We start from the raw sequence: 15,160 nt of genomic DNA on the forward strand, positions 1-15,160 counted from the left end.
AGCTTAAAATCATTATTCCCATTCAATTGTGGAAGGTGGCTTAGATGTTACATCATAAACAATACGATTGACGCCTTTCACTTCGTTGACAATACGTCGTGAGATACTATCAATCACCTCGTAAGGAAGACGCACCCAGTCCGCTGTCATACCGTCTTCACTTGATACGACCCGCAATCCGACTGTATAGGCATAAGTCCTTTCATCTCCCATAACGCCGACACTCTTCATGGCCGGCAAAATAGCAAAGGACTGCCACACTTTATTATACAGTCCAGCCGCTTTAATCTCCTGATAAACAATGGAATCGGCTTCACGAAGAATAGTAAGTCTTTCTTCCGTAACCTCGCCAATAATCCGGATAGCCAGTCCTGGACCAGGGAAAGGCTGACGCAATACAATGTCTTCAGCCAAATGAACTTCCCGACCTAACGCCCGCACTTCATCCTTAAACAAATCGCGCAATGGTTCAATTAATTGAAACTTCATATCTTCAGGCAAACCACCCACATTGTGATGGCTTTTAATAACAGCCGCCGTCTCTGTACCACTTTCAATGACATCAGGATAAAGCGTTCCTTGCACCAAAAAGTCAATTTCACCAATCTTAGCTGATTCATCTTCAAAGACACGAATAAATTCCTCGCCAATGATCTTGCGTTTTTTCTCCGGCTCTGTCACGCCTGCCATGCGATTCATAAACCGCTTCGTGGCATCCACATAAACCAAGTTCATTTTCATTTCATCACGGAAGGTTTTTACCACTTGCTCGGCCTCGCCTTTACGCAAAAAGCCATGATTCACAAATACGCATGTCAATTGTTTGCCAACAGCTTTATGTACAAGTACAGCCGCAACAGAGGAGTCGACACCACCGCTTAAAGCACACAGCACACGTTTGTTACCTACTTTTTCCCGAATAGCCTTTACAGCTACGTCCACATAGGAACCCATATCCCATTTTCCCTGACAATGACAAATATCAAACAAGAAGTTTTTTAGCATATTCATGCCTTCTGGCGTATGAACGACTTCAGGATGAAACTGAACGCCAAATATCTGTTTCGTGCTATTTCCCATAGCTGCCACGGGCGTATTATGCGTGTGAGCATCAATAGTAAACCCTTGAGGCGGCTGGCTAATAAAATCTCCATGACTCATCCACACCGATGTTCGAGCGGCAATTCCCTTAAATAGATAGGAAGGTTTGTCCACACAAAGATCTGCACTGCCATATTCCCGACTATCCGCATGCTCTACTTTGCCACCAAGCAAATAAGCCGAAAGTTGCATACCATAACAAATACCAAGGATCGGAATATTGAGATCAAAAATACCTGCATCACAGCGAGGTGCACCTTCAGCATAAACGCTCGACGGCCCCCCGGAAAAAACAATTCCCTTCGGTCCTAATGCTTGAATCTTTTCTAACGAAGTATGGAACGATACGATTTCACAATAAACACCGCATTCTCGTATTCTTCTGGCAATCAATTGGCTATATTGGCCACCAAAATCCATAACCAATACCAATTCCTGTTGTAAAGACATGATGATTCCTCCTTCATAACACAATCAAAAAGCACACTCTCTATAGACACACAATATATCATAATTTGCGGTTTAATGTAAATACCCCTGCTTATTTTTGAAAAAAAAAACAGGCCTCAGCCTGTTTAGTGTTTCAAGATTCCTTTTTCACTATACTGATTTAACAATTCACCAACCGTGACAATTTGATAGCCTTCAGCTTGAATGCGATCCAATAAAGTAGGTAAAGCATCCGCTGTCTGTGTAGGGGTATCTGAGGCATGCAGTAAAATAATTGATCCAGGTTTCAGTCTGGACATGACACGATTAATAATCACATCTCGCCCAGGATTCTTCCAATCAAGTGAATCGACATTCCAAATAATCGTTTTATAGCCCAATTCATCGGTAACTTTCAATGATTGTGCGCTGTAATGACCATTAGGCGGGCGCAAGAGCGTCGGATCAACACCAGTCACTTCTTTAATCAGTCCATGTGCCTTTTGAATATCGTCTTTTACCCAATCTGCCGTCATATCACCGTAATTTTCATGACGATAGCCATGACTCCCTACTTCATGTTTATCCTGCACGATCCGTTGGGCCATTTCAGGGTATTTTTTAGCCCAAGGACCCATAATGAAAAAAGTAGCGTGTATATTACGGCTTTTAAGCGTATCTAAAATTGAAGCTGTATATTTATTGCCCCAGGAATGATCAAAAGTAAGTGCTACCACCTTTTGATCCGTGCGTGTGCCCGCTATGGCAATGGGTCCGGAATTAATCAGATCAGCTACTTCAACATAGACTGTGCCAACCAAAAAAAGCCCAATTAAACTATAAAAAATATGTCGATGATGAAAGAAACGCCGCAAGTTAATGATCATATTATTCCCCCTCTGCCTGTTGATACTATCTATGCATCAAACAAGCAGAGTATGCCTGAGAAAAAATCAATAGTTCCTAGCAACTCGTACTGTCATTGCCACAGCAGCAGAAGAACAGTAACAAAATAATAATAATAATGATCCAGTTGCCACCAAATCCACGACCACCAAATCCCATAATCAAAACCTCCCTTTATCTTAAATGACTCTTGGAATGTGAAGCTACTGTAGTCTATGATGCAAAGAGACCGAATGTCTCTCTTTAACCATGATATTTTCGCAGCGAATTTAAAATGGAATATTGACAAACTAACATAGTTAGTTTTATAATTACTTTCATTAGTTCCCCGGGATTATTTTTACAACAAGTTCTTAGAGAAAGCCGGTGACATTTTTGCGTACACGCGTTAAATTAGACAGTCAGATCATCGTAGCAGCGGCAGCCGAAATTGCTGATTCAAATGGTTTAGATAAGGTTACGCTGACTGCCGTAGCGAATTATTTAGAAATTCGCAAGCCTTCATTATACAATCATATTAATGGATTACCTGAATTAAAGGGACAATTGGCTATTTTAGCTACAAATCAACTCCGCATCAAAATAAGTGATGCTGCGATTGGTAAAGCAAAACATGATGCCATTGTAGCCATAGCTGACGCCTACCGATTATTTGCGAGAGAACGTCCAGGTTTGTACAAAGCCATCGTCTCATCCCCGGATCGTAATAATCTAGATCTCAAGATTGCTATTCAAAAAATGATAGCAGTCATTTCAACAGTGCTAGAACCATACAATTTGAATGCCGAAGACAAAACCCATGCCATTCGAAGCTTGCGCAGCTTAATGCATGGCTTTGCATCTTTGGAAGAAGCCGGGTGGTTTATTGCACCCATAGACCGAGAGGCGAGCTATCAAAGGTTAATCGATATTTTCATTCGTGGAATAGAGTCTTCTCAGTGACCTAAAAAGACTATTTCAATCTGAACTAGCTACAAATTTAGAATACGAGGATATCATTATGGAATTTTGGAAAAGAAATCTATTAGTGTGCTGGCTTGGCTGTTTTGCCACCGCTGCAGGTTTAAGCCAAATCGCTCCGGTTCTACCACTATATATTGAACATTTAGGCGTGCAAAATATTGAAGAAATCGAACAATTATCTGGATTTGCATTCGGCGTAACCTTTATCATTATGGCAATTGCTTCCCCTATCTGGGGGCAAGCTGCAGATAGATATGGGCGAAAACCCATGCTACTTCGTGCCAGCTTAGGAATGGCTATTGTCATAACTTGCATGGGCTTCGTACAGAACGTGTATCAGTTAGTTGGACTGCGGCTCGTACAAGGAGCCGTCTCAGGCTTTGTTTCCGCTGCCATCACTCTCATTGCAACGCAAGCCCCCAAAGAACGCGCGGGCTGGGCATTAGGTACCCTTTCCACCGGAGCCGTTGGGGGCATGTTGCTTGGTCCGCTCATTGGGGGCTATCTCGCTGAAACCTGGGGACTTCGTAGTGTCTTCTTTGGCACTGGCACATTATTACTGATCGCCTTCATGGCCTCTCTCCTATTTGTTCAAGAAGATTTCAAGCCCCCCACGAAAAGTGTGCTTTCTTTTCGCGAAGTTTGGAACCTGATACCTAACCCTGGAATCATGATCACGATGTTTGTGACTACATTTATCTTACAACTGGCTTTATTGTCCATCGAACCCATCATCACAGTGTATATCACACAACTACACGTTACAAACCATGTTGCACTTATTTCCGGTCTGGTCTTTGCTGCTTCTGGATTTGCTAATATGCTTGCCGCCCCACAGCTAGGAAAAATCTCTGACAAAATTGGTCCTCAAAAAGTCATGTTAGCGGCCCTTATTGCTGCGGGAATGTTATTCATCCCTCAAGCTTTTGTAACAACTCCCTGGCAACTAATGGCTCTTCGATTCTTATTAGGTATAGCCGCAGCGGGCTTGTTGCCTTCTATTAACACTCTGATCATGCGTAATACCCCCACTGCCATTACAGGTCGTTGTTTTGGTTACAACCAATCCGCCCAATTTTTAGGTTCCTTTGGTGGCTCGTTGTTAGGCGGACAGACGGCGGCGACCTTTGGTATTCATTATGTATTTTTTGTGACTGGTGCCTTATTATTACTCAACGCGTTATGGGTTTATACAACAGTATGCAGGCAGGTATCCCGGCAGCATTGAATGTAGTAAGACGGACAAAAAGCCACTGACCCAATACAAAAAAGAAAGAAGAGTCAACCTTGATAAATTCATATCAAAGTTGACTCTTCTTTCTTTCCGATAACTTCGATTTCTAGCTTTAATCCTCTTTGCCAACTTTACTATATAGAACCGGCGCTAGAAACCCATCATATTGCCCTTCGTCAAAGTCACCTTGTTTCTCGTTCCAGGACTATGAAGCATATGCCACGCTGTATACTGTTCGGCATACGGCTCAGCAGCCGACATGCCTTCAACAGGGATAACCACTTGATACCCCCGAAGAGCAGCACCAGTGGCCGTGTGGAGAACGGCACCGTTTGCAGCGGTACCCGTAATAATAACTGTTTTTATGCCGTGTTCATGCAGTATTTTGTTCAGATCAGTGTTGTAGAACTTATCAACACTTGCTTTCACAATAGGATCATTAGAATCCGGTACAAGCTCCGGAACAATATCCGATGGTTTTCCTGCCGATGTCAAACTATAGACAATAAATATGCCTCTTCCCCGTGCCACACTTAGCAACTGATTAATCTTAGAAATGGATGCTATAGTGCGAGGATTTTTGCATATAGCAGTTTGCATATCTAATATTAACAGCGCAGTTGTTTTTGCATCAACTGTAACAGATTTTAACTCAGGCACCTGCGGAGGAACAATCGTTTTCCATTCATCCACAATTGTTTGATCACCAGTTGGCCCGACAGGCTCTTCTGAAGCAGGCTCTAACGACTTATTCGCACATCCCGTTAAAAACATAGTGAACATCAGGCAAATAACAATAATCCGATAAGTTTTCAAATGATATTGCATGATATCGGCTCCTTAACAGCACTGCTTTGCTCATTTTGTATTATGCAAATAACTGTGCACCCTTATTCAATGAGTCAGTATAAAAGTAAAAGCCCGGGGAAACCTATATTAAAGCCTAAACAGCAAAAAAACTAGTGTTAACATGACTAAAGCACAAAGGAGTGTGTAATCATTGGACAATAATAAGGAAATACAAACTCAGACGACGCCAAATAATATCCCAAATTCACCCGTTCTCGATTCCGAAAGAAAAAAGCGCGAGAAAACACAACCTACCATTTACCCTGACGTAGAATATGTAAATCGTACTTTACCTTAAAACGGATTTCGCGCGAAACAAGAAAACCGCTGACCTTAGTGTCAGCAGTTTTTTCTTTTAGTGTGAGATTTTTGCTATATGTGGTAACCAGCCGTTATTGATTGCCAGTGTCATAAGTTTATAGTTCCAATCAAATGATATATCCAATATACGGCGATAAAGTTGCGCTACATCTGGTTGGTATGATTGATGCAAAGCAGTTAATACGGCTATTTGCGATGCTTTAGCCATACTGGCAATGGCCAATACAATTTCCCTATCACTGAGACGCGCATCTTCAGGAATATTCAAGGATTCATGTAGTTTTCTTCTTTCCATGTGAAATTCAGGTAATTTAGTTTCATTTGATTTTAAATAGCTTTCTGCTTTCTCCATTAAAAACTCGGTTTGATTTTCCAGTGCGTCTTTAATAAGTGCCTTTAATTCAGAGTCTTGTGCTTGGTTGTACATCACTTCCAGAATACCCATATTGATACGGCCTTGTCCAACAATGCCATACAGTACAGCACCTTCTATGTAGTTCAGTGGTTCTCTGTCAAACAGCATATGAAAAATAGTATTTGTACCTTCAGTAACTTTGTCCATCATCGTTGTCATGGAAAACCTCCTTCGATCAATTAACTTCTTTTATAGATTAAACGGAATTAATAATTTTATCCTCATAACCATCAACGTAATTTTTTTGTTATTTACATCTAGTTGTATAAATTGAATGATTTTCCAATGGATTTATACCCAACTGTTTTTAACATTATGTTAACTCAAAGCATATATTGTATCAAGACAGCAAAACTCACAACTTGATCCTCAAATGGCCAAGATTAGCCTCCAATCTTGGCCATTTGTTATACGTTCCCGCCCGCTTTGATGATTTAGTTGACATCACTTTTAGCACAGACAGGCGTAGATTATTTGAAATAATGGACGTTTAGGTCAATTAAAAAATCCCTACCTGACAGCTGATAGATTAGGGATTATTTTATCTGATATTAATATGATATTTGACCCGACTTGCATGTTGTTACTGATGTACACTAAAAGCAATATGGACATTAGCTTTATATTCAGTAATGCTCCCATTATTAATCTTCGCAGTAAAATTAGAAACTTCAATCCCTGCATTGCTGACCGCTTCTTCCCAATTATGTGATGATGAACCTACGAGTTCAATAACTTTTGCAACCATAAATCAAACCTCCTTTTAATAGAATATTTTTATCTTGAGCAAATTAAAGCTTCTTTATACACTATAAGCAAAGAGGCAAATAATTAAAAAAAGTCGTATTTGTATAAATCTATGGTAATCATTTCATTTCGAACTATAAATTTACAATATTGTATATTTAATTACATAAAAATGCAGGATTATCCCAAAATTTGTAGTATATTGGAAGTTAGGAGATGATTTTGTGCGACAAAAATCGTTATTTGTATCCTGTTTATTACTAATTTCAATTATGATTGGAGGATGTGCAAATATGGAGAGTGAAAAAGTTATTACACCAAAGGTAGAGAAATATCCGAATAGGCCAATTACTCTTATTGTTCCTTACAGCGCTGGTGGCGGCACTGATTTAGTAGCTAGAGCACTAGAAAAATCATTGACTTCCCATTTAGGTCAACCAATAATTATAGTGAACAAACCCGGCGGAGCAGGTACAATTGGCTGGAATGAGCTTACAAATGCCGCCCCTGATGGGTACACAATCGGTATTTCAACAAATGAATTATTATTGAAGCCGCTTTATGACTCCACTAAAACTGATTATCCTACAGCTCTTGACCCGATAGCGCAAGTTGCAACTTCAACTAGCGTTTTAGCCATACTATCTGATCAACCATGGCAAAATCTTAGCGATTTAATTCAATATGCGAAAGACCATCCTTATCAGTTAAAATTTGCTCATGGTGGAATTGGTTCCAATACGCATATTACAGGTGAAATGTTTGGTAAAGCTGCTAATATCAACATTAGTCAAGTCCCCTTTAACGGGAACGGTGAAATTGTAGCCGCTTTACTTGGCAAACATGTTCAATTCATTATGACAAATCCTATGACTATTAAAGAGTATGTTAAAATTGGCACAATACGTGTATTAGCGGTTGCGAATAATCAGCGAATGACTGATCCCCTCTTCGCAAATGTACCTACATTCAAAGAACAGGGTCTAAATGTAACTTTTAGTAATTGGTATGGACTAGCACTTCCTAAAGAAACGCCTAACAATATAAAATTAAAACTGGCAGAGGAATTAAAAACGATTCTTACTGAACCTGAAACTATAAATAGCATGGAAAAATTAGGTCTTGAACCTAAATATTTAAACTCTGAAGACTCGGCAAATCGTTGGCTAACAGATCGTGTAAAATTGTCTAACATAATACAAGAAACAGGCATTTTAGACTTAATCAAATCTCAAAGACAATAGACAAACTAGCGGAAACCACACAGCCCCACTCAATTGAGTGAGGCTTTTATTAATCACCAGTTGGCATTAAAATTTTATTTTATAAGCGGCATAACTTCAAAGCTGATAATTTTATCGAAGGACAGATACTCTGTACTTCCGTCCACCCCATCGGTAAATTCATATTGACAACTCGCTCAATACCTTACAAAATCTCTGGGGTAATAGCTTTCGTTCAACTACTTCGACTACATCGATATGATCCGGTTATGTAATAAAAGAGCCTTTCGGTTCTGGCATAATTCTTGACATATTTTACACGACTTTGGCATCCATAAGAAAAGCGCCCCGAAAGACGCTTAGTTATAATTTCTTTAAGATTATACGGAAAGTACATTCTTACCCGACTTGAATAGCTCGGTAAGCGGAATCCCCATAGGCCTTACATCAATTCCTAGATTTTTTAAAATTTCTACTACACCGTACATCTGCGCGCAGGCTATACAAGCAGTAACATGAACTCCAGCATCTATCATTTGACAAACCCGCCCCTGTATTTCATCATCAGTAGCCAGAAGTTTTGCCGAGGGGCCCCATACAATCAACGTTACTTCATCCCACCATCCCTTGGTCTTAGAATTAAACGCATACATAAACGCCATACTCAAAGCAACTTCCTTGTCTCCACTCTTCCATAGAATATAAATTTCATTATTTCCCGGTTGTGCAATGCTATCATCCATGATATTACCTCCATGTATGTGAAAAGATAGTGCTTTTTCTATTCTTCCAACAGACTTCGTCAAAGGAAATGATTTTCCTGCAAATATAAAAAGGCCACTCATCTGAGCAGCCTGTAATCTTATTGGCGGCAGTTCATGGCAACCACCGCCCGAACAAAAAGAAAATCAGTTAGTCCTCGTGTGAGTGGCTATCGCTGTAATGTATTAAAAAAGGGAACTGTAATAACCATTTTTCTTTAAAAATGTCTTGAAATAAGTTCCACTACTACATAAACAGTGCCTAAGACATATTACAATCCGACCAATAATACTAAGAATTTTAAACTGCAAACTTCCAAAACTCCTACATCCATTCGTGAAATTGACGTGGACGATGTTATCATTAAAGATGAAATGTAGAAAAACGTACATAGGCGACTCGCTTGAGCCGCCTTTTGTTCTTATTCGTAATATTCATTCCCATCAAATGTCTGCCCATTAACATTAAGACTGTCCGTAAACTGCCACATTCTAGCGCACGGAAAATCATTGCAATTGCCCCATTGTGCATTCCAGTACGGTACATAATCAGCTAACTGTGCGATATCAATTACACCGGTCAGCCATGAATAGGAAGCATAAATCCCGACATACTGATATCCTGCTTCGTTCAGCATGCAAATAAAAGCTGAGCACATATCCGTGATAGTTTGATTTTCTGGCATTCCATGACGTTCCTTGTACCCGTCTGCATCCTCCATGTCAAACCAAATACCCAATTCAGGATTTATACAATTACTTTGCAAAACTTCTTGCACAAATTGCGCTTCTGCTTTAGCAGCTTCTACATCAAGCGCATAGCTGTAATAGTACACGCCGGTCTTTAAACCAGCCTCTAATGCTCCGTTTACATTATCTACAAATTTTTCGTCAAGATGACGATTGCCATAACCAAGACGGATTATAACAAATTCATATCCAGCACCGATTACGGATTGCCAATCTACTACGCCATTGTGATAACTTACATCAATACCTTTCATTTCATATCCCCCCTTATAATTTTTCCTGTTTGCTCAGAAATTGGCTTTCCTAGCTCTGAATTAAACTGATTATCTGCTGAGCCCATGCGGCTTTGGCCAAAGCTACAACACCGGCAAGCCCTGTAACAAAGCAAAGCATGATTATAACCATAAATATGATAAGCGCAAGCCAATTAGCCTGCGCCCAGTTACAAAAACGTATAAATTTGTTTTTCACTATGCCCCTCCTATTTCGTGTGATAAAGATACCCTGCTATTGTCAGCAGGGCGGTTCCTAATACATATTCTATTGTTTTTATGTGCCACCATTGGCTTCGTGACCGTTCTTTAAAAGCTATTGACGTAGGACAATTTTCACATTTACCATCTACTTTTAACTCTAAACGATTCATGCGGTCATTCATAAACTCTTTCATATCATCTAACTTTGACCGATAACATTAATTTCTGGTCCACTCATTTGGTTATCTCCTGTTTCTCGATGATTTTCAAGATTAACTTATCCTGGTACACCAAATGATCCATAATTACTTTAATTTCTTCTTCAGATTTTTTATTGACCTCAAAATCAAGTTCAGCTGCGAGTCTGTCTTTCGCATTTTGCCTGTTTTGACTCATCATAATGATTGGACCTGTGTATGCAGCTTCAAAGCTCAATAGTAAATTAAGCAATATAAAAGGATACGGGTCCCACGCATTAAAATAAGTTGGATTAGTTTCATATTGGTAAGCTAAAAAAATGTTCGCTGCCATCCATATCAACAATGCAATACTTTGAAAAATAATGAACGCCCAACTTCCAACTATTCTTGCTACTACATCCGCTGATCTTTGGCCAAAACTTATTTGTTCTCCAAATGCCATATTAACGTTTATCGGTTCATCGCCCTCATGGCTGTACTTAGCCGCAGGACCTTGCTTTACAAAATCCATTTTGTCGCCTCCTCGATATCTTATAGTCATTATAATACTATAAATAAGAATAAGCGCCTATTCACGACAAGGTTCCCTCGGCATATAATCACCCCAAACAAAAAATAGACGCCTACGCGCCTTGCAATGCTGATAATTTTTCGTTCCATTCTGCTGACATTTTTGTTCGAACTGCAACAATGCTATCTTAAGATTTCCGTTTAACTGTGCATCTATTGCGATAGTTAATCCAGCTTCAGCCAATGAATATCTCAAAAGCGGAATGATTAAAGTCTTGGCAGTTGCAGGTGAAGAACGCATGACTAATCCTATTTTTGCAAATGCATTACTACTCCTGAATTCAAAAGAAATATCGAATCCATGGGCCTGCAATATAATTATTTAGGCGTTGAAGACTCAGAAAAAAAGTGGTTACTAGACAACCAAATGTTAACTAAGGCGGTATATGAAACTAGTATTCTAGACCAAATCGAATCTGAACGGAACCAATAAAATCAACTACAGATAAGGAGAAATCAGGATTTGATAAACTAAAAAAAGGGGCAAATATCTATGGAGCACCACTAGCCATTATTATATGTGGTGATCATAATGCAGCATGGATAAGATCATATGACAGTAAAACCATCGTAGATATTGATGCAAGCATAGTCACTGACCATATGATGTTACAAGCAACGGAACTTGGACTTGGAACCGTATGGATATGCAACTTTGATCCAAAAGTAATTAAGCAGGAATTTAATTTGCCAGATAATATTGAACCAATTAACATATTGGCCGTAGGTTATGCTGCAGGTAATGCTTCATCACCTGATCGGCACAATACAGCCCGAAAGTCTTTAAAAGATATAGTATCGTACGAAAATTACTAATTCCTTTGCGGCCAGTAGTCCGCATTTTCACGCTATTAACGCTGCTTTCAGGCCAGTGAACGCTTCCCATCGCCGTATTATCACATCACAATATACCGGATCAAGCTCCACCGCCAAACACGCTCTCCCATTTTGCTCGGCAGCCATCCGCGTACTTCCCGATCCACCAAACAGGTCAAGTACAATGCTTCTCAGCTGAACCACCTTCATAAGCGACATTATACGGCGGGTCCGTAAATATCATAGATGCCAGGCTTCCATCCATTAGTTTTTCAACGTCGGTGATAATTGTCGCATCGCCACACATTAGCCGATGGCGTCCAAGCTGCCATACATCACCGGGCTTTGTGATTGATTCTTTTATCTCAGCAACTGCTGCAGCTGGATCAAAGTCGCCTTCCCTGAACATTATCAGCCATAACACTCATTTCAACACTCCCCCTATGCTCACAGATTGACCATGGCTCTTACCTCCGATTTGGCAAAAAGAAAAGAGCCCCAATGGCTCTCAATGACTTACTTTAAATCGCTATATTCTTTCATCTTATTTCTAAATGCTTGGCTCGCTCGAATCGCCTCAGGTGAATCAATACCTTTTTTACTAACAACTTCACTGAGCTTTCCTTTTAGGTACTCAACTTCTTCCCATAACTCTTCATTGTACATAAACTGTACCCTGCTTTCTTAACAGTATTAGGCTTATTATACCATGGAACAGTTATTTTTATTACATAAAGAAAACCGCTCTGAAGGACGATTCACCCGAATATTTTACACTATGCGAATCTTTATAGCGTCCCCTGCATAAATTCCAGTCGCTCTCCATCAGGCCCAAGACAGAAGAAGTTCTTCAAGCTTCTCCCCAAAGACCACGGCTTATCAGACAAGGGCATAACCCCGGCAACGCGTAGCCTTTCCATTTCAACGGAGACATCATCTACCTCGAAGGCAATGTGGTCTACTACTCCGGCTAAGCGCTGCTCCGGCGTGCTTCCTTGTAAATGCTGCACCAATTCAATAATTTGCCCACCAGAATTGAGGAAAATCAACTTAAGCCGCTCATCTTGATAGGAATTTACCACCTCACAGTTCAGAATCTGCTGATAAAATGAACTTGATTTGTCTGCATCTTTCACTACCAATCCAATATGTGCTACTTTGTACATTTCATTCACTCCTCTTCTATAAAAAAGCCTCCCATTACGGATGGCTAGTATTATTTACTTTCTTGACCACGCATGCAAAATACTTTGTCTTCCAAAGTGCGATGGAAATTAATGCATTCGCAGCACTTACCATGCCTTTCACAAGTAGTTTTAGGACAGGTACAATTTTCTTCGTTACAGTTAGCCATTGATATTCCTCCCCATGATTTGTATAAGAGAAGTATTCATCTTTAACAAAAAAACTCCTTCAATAGTACCTTATCTATGCGCCCATTGATAATTGCCTTAGCCAGTGCCCGTTTATAGGCTGTATCCTTTATGGCCACGTCTGATTTATACCCGGTCAAAATATCGGCGGACAGCCAGAGTTATTTTCTTACCGGATATAAAACTCTGACTTTTCCAAGCATAAAAGCCCGATTGCTCGGACATCATAATAGTGCGTATATGATTTTCACTTCTCTCTCCAACCAGGGCCTAGCAGGTCCTGGGTTTTTCTATTTCGGGCATTTCACCCAATTCCAAAGTCGTTGCTGCCCTTTTGCTGGCACTGGCTGAATCTGCTGAACGTTGTCTAGTATCCAAGCATAACGACCAATGCTATAGTCGCCGAATTCATATTCATTTCCCGTAATCCTTACCTGATTTTCTAAAACCGTTATTACCTGTTTTTTGTCACCTATTTTTAACGAAACCTTACCGATAACTTTAAGACAATCAACCAAGTCAGCTATGGCAATCACGTATCCGCCATTAAAAGGTAATCCATATTTTCCTGGCCTGTAATTTTTCACTTCCGGTCCTACTAACCCCTCCCACATAATATTTGCCTTGCCGGATTATCCTATAAACGTAAGTATCTCTGCTGCTAGACCTTGGCTTCTTCGCCTTAATTATCTAAACTAAATATTCTAAATGCATCTCTTGCTAAAGGATGATCTTATGTTTATTCAGATTCAACTATTGATACAATACATAATTATACTGATCGCTATAATTGCGGTAATAGTGGCTCGCAAAGAATTAAAACGATTTATTCCTGTTGGATTATTTGCCAGTCTTTATGCAAATATTCTTTGCTATGTTGCAAATTATCTTATCTTGTGGGAATTCCCAGTTAGAGTTTTACCTGGTGTAAGAGACATTTCTTTTACTGCAAATGTAGTTGTTGTGCCAGTTCTAGCTATGTTTTGGGTAAAATACTCTCCTATGTCTAGAATCAAGTGGGCTTTCCTTTGGACAACAATTTTAACAGGGATTGAATATCTGACCGAAAGATATACCGGCATAATTACTTATCACAATGGGTACGATTGGTATTGCTCTTATATTTTGTGGCTAATTAGTTGGTATATTTGGTATTCATTTCACAAATGGTTTTATAAAGATGAGGAGCCTCACTAATTAATTTCTGCTTACATCTCCCTCCCCGCATAATATTTTTGTCTCCGGGTATCATATATACGGCTAGTTGCCCGCTAGCCACTCCGTATTTACCTAATGGACAGCCAGAGTTATTTTCTTGCCGGATATATAACTCTGGCTTTTCCATATAAAAGCCGATTCATCGGGTAACTTATACTTGCTAATATCCAAAAGGAGCGGTTCTAATGAAACAGCTAATCCATTGTCATTGCGCAAAATCCGCTATATTTATCTTATTGTCAATGTTATTAGTGGCATATTTAGTAAACAGCTTTAATCAAATAATAATTGATGATTGGTAAATATTATCTGAAAATTCATTTGTTAAACCAGGGCTTAGCAGGTCCTGGCTTTTTCTATGTTCAATGACGCTCCCTACGTTTTTCCCGCATACAATAGTTTTCACGTAAAACTTTACTCATGGTATAATTTGTATAATAAATTAATGCTTACAGTAGATATTTTAACTTGAAAAATGTTACTTACCATTCTTTCCGTGAAGAAGATAGCCAGGGGTATCCACGCTAAAAAAAAAGTCGAACTGAGAATGACAAGACTGCTAATGCTAAGTGAATTAAATCAAGCACTGACACCGCATTCATTGAGACACACTCATACTTTCCTTTTGGCAGAAGCCGGAGTTGGTTTATATGAAATCATGGAACGCCTTGGTCACTCCGATGATGATACGACTAAAAGAGTTTATTTACATGTTACTCAATCAATGAAAAAAGAGGCTTCTCAGAAGTTTAACAACCTCATGAAAAACCTCTAAAAAATTTTTTATGTTTTATGTGGTCAAAATGTG

Annotated in this window: 22 protein-coding genes; 6 read left to right on the plus strand and 16 right to left on the minus strand. The window is 39.5% G+C overall.

Annotated features, from left to right (window positions below; genetic code table 11):
- Positions 1-12: 12 nt before the first annotated feature.
- Both guaA and pdaB read right to left on the minus strand, forming a co-directional pair.
- Positions 13-1,551: a glutamine-hydrolyzing GMP synthase gene (gene guaA, locus Ga0466249_RS19440; RefSeq protein ID WP_215831148.1), complete on the minus strand. Its 1,539-nt coding sequence runs from the start codon at positions 1,549-1,551 to the stop codon at positions 13-15.
- 125 nt (positions 1,552-1,676) lie between these two features.
- Positions 1,677-2,417, minus strand: a complete 741-nt coding sequence (gene pdaB, locus Ga0466249_RS19445; protein WP_215831149.1) for a polysaccharide deacetylase family sporulation protein PdaB — start codon at positions 2,415-2,417, stop codon at positions 1,677-1,679.
- A 394-nt stretch (positions 2,418-2,811) separates the two neighbouring features.
- Between pdaB and Ga0466249_RS19450 the strand changes: the two genes are divergently transcribed.
- Together Ga0466249_RS19450 and Ga0466249_RS19455 are read left to right on the plus strand one after the other, a co-directional pair.
- Positions 2,812-3,378 (plus strand): TetR-like C-terminal domain-containing protein, encoded by a 567-nt coding sequence (locus Ga0466249_RS19450; RefSeq protein WP_215831150.1) that lies wholly within the window; start codon positions 2,812-2,814, stop codon positions 3,376-3,378.
- Between the two features lie 58 nt (positions 3,379-3,436).
- Entirely contained in the window at positions 3,437-4,627 is a 1,191-nt protein-coding gene (locus Ga0466249_RS19455; RefSeq protein WP_215831151.1) for a multidrug efflux MFS transporter, read from the plus strand.
- Positions 4,628-4,783: 156 nt separating this feature from the next.
- Here Ga0466249_RS19455 and Ga0466249_RS19460 read toward each other — a convergent pair whose 3' ends face one another.
- From Ga0466249_RS19460 to Ga0466249_RS19470, 3 genes are all read right to left on the minus strand, one after another.
- Complete coding sequence (locus tag Ga0466249_RS19460; protein WP_215831152.1) at positions 4,784-5,461, minus strand: cysteine hydrolase family protein; 678 nt, start codon at positions 5,459-5,461, stop codon at positions 4,784-4,786.
- Between the two features lie 376 nt (positions 5,462-5,837).
- The gene (locus tag Ga0466249_RS19465) at positions 5,838-6,377 is read right to left on the minus strand and encodes a DUF3231 family protein (protein WP_215831153.1); all 540 of its coding nucleotides are present in this window, start codon (positions 6,375-6,377) and stop codon (positions 5,838-5,840) included.
- 424 nt (positions 6,378-6,801) lie between these two features.
- Positions 6,802-6,966, minus strand: a complete 165-nt coding sequence (locus Ga0466249_RS19470; protein WP_215831154.1) for a dodecin family protein — start codon at positions 6,964-6,966, stop codon at positions 6,802-6,804.
- Between the two features lie 292 nt (positions 6,967-7,258).
- On the opposite strand from Ga0466249_RS19470, the gene Ga0466249_RS19475 reads away from it, so the two are divergent.
- Positions 7,259-8,209, plus strand: coding sequence for a tripartite tricarboxylate transporter substrate binding protein (locus tag Ga0466249_RS19475; RefSeq protein ID WP_215831219.1), 951 nt, complete (start codon positions 7,259-7,261; stop codon positions 8,207-8,209).
- A gap of 359 nt (positions 8,210-8,568) precedes the next feature.
- On the opposite strand, the gene Ga0466249_RS19480 is transcribed toward Ga0466249_RS19475, so the two are convergent.
- The 5 genes from Ga0466249_RS19480 to Ga0466249_RS19500 all read right to left on the minus strand — a co-directional run bounded on the left by Ga0466249_RS19480 (position 8,569) and on the right by Ga0466249_RS19500 (position 11,186).
- Positions 8,569-8,931 carry a DsrE family protein gene (locus tag Ga0466249_RS19480; RefSeq protein WP_215831155.1) on the minus strand — a complete coding sequence of 121 codons (363 nt, stop codon included), beginning with the start codon at positions 8,929-8,931 and terminating at the stop codon, positions 8,569-8,571.
- A 440-nt stretch (positions 8,932-9,371) separates the two neighbouring features.
- Positions 9,372-9,953 (minus strand): GH25 family lysozyme, encoded by a 582-nt coding sequence (locus tag Ga0466249_RS19485; protein ID WP_215831156.1) that lies wholly within the window; start codon positions 9,951-9,953, stop codon positions 9,372-9,374.
- 49 nt (positions 9,954-10,002) lie between these two features.
- Positions 10,003-10,170, minus strand: coding sequence for a hypothetical protein (locus Ga0466249_RS19490; protein ID WP_215831157.1), 168 nt, complete (start codon positions 10,168-10,170; stop codon positions 10,003-10,005).
- Positions 10,171-10,409: 239 nt separating this feature from the next.
- The gene (locus tag Ga0466249_RS19495) at positions 10,410-10,886 is read right to left on the minus strand and encodes a DUF1003 domain-containing protein (RefSeq protein WP_215831158.1); all 477 of its coding nucleotides are present in this window, start codon (positions 10,884-10,886) and stop codon (positions 10,410-10,412) included.
- 57 nt (positions 10,887-10,943) lie between these two features.
- Entirely contained in the window at positions 10,944-11,186 is a 243-nt protein-coding gene (locus Ga0466249_RS19500) for a hypothetical protein (protein WP_215831159.1), read from the minus strand.
- Positions 11,187-11,374: 188 nt separating this feature from the next.
- Between Ga0466249_RS19500 and Ga0466249_RS19505 the strand changes: the two genes are divergently transcribed.
- A complete protein-coding gene (locus Ga0466249_RS19505; protein WP_215831220.1) occupies positions 11,375-11,761 on the plus strand; it encodes a nitroreductase family protein in 387 nt (128 codons plus the stop codon).
- A gap of 27 nt (positions 11,762-11,788) precedes the next feature.
- Here Ga0466249_RS19505 and Ga0466249_RS27845 read toward each other — a convergent pair whose 3' ends face one another.
- The 6 genes from Ga0466249_RS27845 to Ga0466249_RS19535 all read right to left on the minus strand — a co-directional run bounded on the left by Ga0466249_RS27845 (position 11,789) and on the right by Ga0466249_RS19535 (position 13,721).
- Positions 11,789-11,980, minus strand: coding sequence for a DNA methyltransferase (locus Ga0466249_RS27845; RefSeq protein ID WP_376769312.1), 192 nt, complete (start codon positions 11,978-11,980; stop codon positions 11,789-11,791).
- The gene (locus Ga0466249_RS19515) at positions 11,937-12,185 is read right to left on the minus strand and encodes a hypothetical protein (protein WP_215831161.1); all 249 of its coding nucleotides are present in this window, start codon (positions 12,183-12,185) and stop codon (positions 11,937-11,939) included. Before Ga0466249_RS19515 ends, Ga0466249_RS27845 begins: the two co-directional genes overlap by 44 nt.
- A 92-nt stretch (positions 12,186-12,277) precedes the next feature.
- Positions 12,278-12,427, minus strand: coding sequence for a Spo0E family sporulation regulatory protein-aspartic acid phosphatase (locus tag Ga0466249_RS19520; protein ID WP_215828977.1), 150 nt, complete (start codon positions 12,425-12,427; stop codon positions 12,278-12,280).
- Positions 12,428-12,549: 122 nt separating this feature from the next.
- Entirely contained in the window at positions 12,550-12,927 is a 378-nt protein-coding gene (locus Ga0466249_RS19525; RefSeq protein ID WP_215831162.1) for a VOC family protein, read from the minus strand.
- A 50-nt stretch (positions 12,928-12,977) separates the two neighbouring features.
- Positions 12,978-13,115 carry a hypothetical protein gene (locus Ga0466249_RS19530; RefSeq protein WP_215831163.1) on the minus strand — a complete coding sequence of 46 codons (138 nt, stop codon included), beginning with the start codon at positions 13,113-13,115 and terminating at the stop codon, positions 12,978-12,980.
- Between the two features lie 309 nt (positions 13,116-13,424).
- Positions 13,425-13,721 carry a hypothetical protein gene (locus tag Ga0466249_RS19535; protein WP_215831164.1) on the minus strand — a complete coding sequence of 99 codons (297 nt, stop codon included), beginning with the start codon at positions 13,719-13,721 and terminating at the stop codon, positions 13,425-13,427.
- Positions 13,722-13,869: 148 nt separating this feature from the next.
- Between Ga0466249_RS19535 and Ga0466249_RS19540 the strand changes: the two genes are divergently transcribed.
- Together Ga0466249_RS19540 and Ga0466249_RS19545 are read left to right on the plus strand one after the other, a co-directional pair.
- Complete coding sequence (locus Ga0466249_RS19540; protein ID WP_246588902.1) at positions 13,870-14,331, plus strand: CBO0543 family protein; 462 nt, start codon at positions 13,870-13,872, stop codon at positions 14,329-14,331.
- Positions 14,332-14,899: 568 nt separating this feature from the next.
- Positions 14,900-15,127, plus strand: coding sequence for a tyrosine-type recombinase/integrase (locus Ga0466249_RS19545; protein ID WP_215831165.1), 228 nt, complete (start codon positions 14,900-14,902; stop codon positions 15,125-15,127).
- Positions 15,128-15,160: the final 33 nt, after the last annotated feature.

This window comes from Pelorhabdus rhamnosifermentans (assembly GCF_018835585.1).
Lineage (GTDB): Bacteria > Bacillota > Negativicutes > UMGS1260 > UMGS1260 > Pelorhabdus > Pelorhabdus rhamnosifermentans.

What these genes read in the sequence shown, in the direction of transcription:
- pdaB (WP_215831149.1), bottom strand. Translation starts at nt 2,417, where the DNA reads ATGATCATTAACTTGCGGCGTTTCTTTCATCATCGACATATTTTTTAT.
- Ga0466249_RS19525 (WP_215831162.1), bottom strand. Translation starts at nt 12,927, where the DNA reads ATGTACAAAGTAGCACATATTGGATTGGTAGTGAAAGATGCAGACAAA.
- Ga0466249_RS27845 (WP_376769312.1), bottom strand. Translation starts at nt 11,980, where the DNA reads ATGTCGCTTATGAAGGTGGTTCAGCTGAGAAGCATTGTACTTGACCTG.
- Ga0466249_RS19480 (WP_215831155.1), bottom strand. Translation starts at nt 8,931, where the DNA reads ATGGATGATAGCATTGCACAACCGGGAAATAATGAAATTTATATTCTA.
- Ga0466249_RS19500 (WP_215831159.1), bottom strand. Translation starts at nt 11,186, where the DNA reads ATGCGTTCTTCACCTGCAACTGCCAAGACTTTAATCATTCCGCTTTTG.
- Ga0466249_RS19495 (WP_215831158.1), bottom strand. Translation starts at nt 10,886, where the DNA reads ATGGATTTTGTAAAGCAAGGTCCTGCGGCTAAGTACAGCCATGAGGGC.
- Ga0466249_RS19545 (WP_215831165.1), top strand. Translation starts at nt 14,900, where the DNA reads ATGACAAGACTGCTAATGCTAAGTGAATTAAATCAAGCACTGACACCG.
- Ga0466249_RS19520 (WP_215828977.1), bottom strand. Translation starts at nt 12,427, where the DNA reads ATGTACAATGAAGAGTTATGGGAAGAAGTTGAGTACCTAAAAGGAAAG.
- Ga0466249_RS19465 (WP_215831153.1), bottom strand. Translation starts at nt 6,377, where the DNA reads ATGACAACGATGATGGACAAAGTTACTGAAGGTACAAATACTATTTTT.
- Ga0466249_RS19460 (WP_215831152.1), bottom strand. Translation starts at nt 5,461, where the DNA reads ATGCAATATCATTTGAAAACTTATCGGATTATTGTTATTTGCCTGATG.
- Ga0466249_RS19470 (WP_215831154.1), bottom strand. Translation starts at nt 6,966, where the DNA reads ATGGTTGCAAAAGTTATTGAACTCGTAGGTTCATCATCACATAATTGG.
- guaA (WP_215831148.1), bottom strand. Translation starts at nt 1,551, where the DNA reads ATGTCTTTACAACAGGAATTGGTATTGGTTATGGATTTTGGTGGCCAA.
- Ga0466249_RS19455 (WP_215831151.1), top strand. Translation starts at nt 3,437, where the DNA reads ATGGAATTTTGGAAAAGAAATCTATTAGTGTGCTGGCTTGGCTGTTTT.
- Ga0466249_RS19485 (WP_215831156.1), bottom strand. Translation starts at nt 9,953, where the DNA reads ATGAAAGGTATTGATGTAAGTTATCACAATGGCGTAGTAGATTGGCAA.
- Ga0466249_RS19475 (WP_215831219.1), top strand. Translation starts at nt 7,259, where the DNA reads ATGGAGAGTGAAAAAGTTATTACACCAAAGGTAGAGAAATATCCGAAT.
- Ga0466249_RS19530 (WP_215831163.1), bottom strand. Translation starts at nt 13,115, where the DNA reads ATGGCTAACTGTAACGAAGAAAATTGTACCTGTCCTAAAACTACTTGT.
- Ga0466249_RS19540 (WP_246588902.1), top strand. Translation starts at nt 13,870, where the DNA reads ATGTTTATTCAGATTCAACTATTGATACAATACATAATTATACTGATC.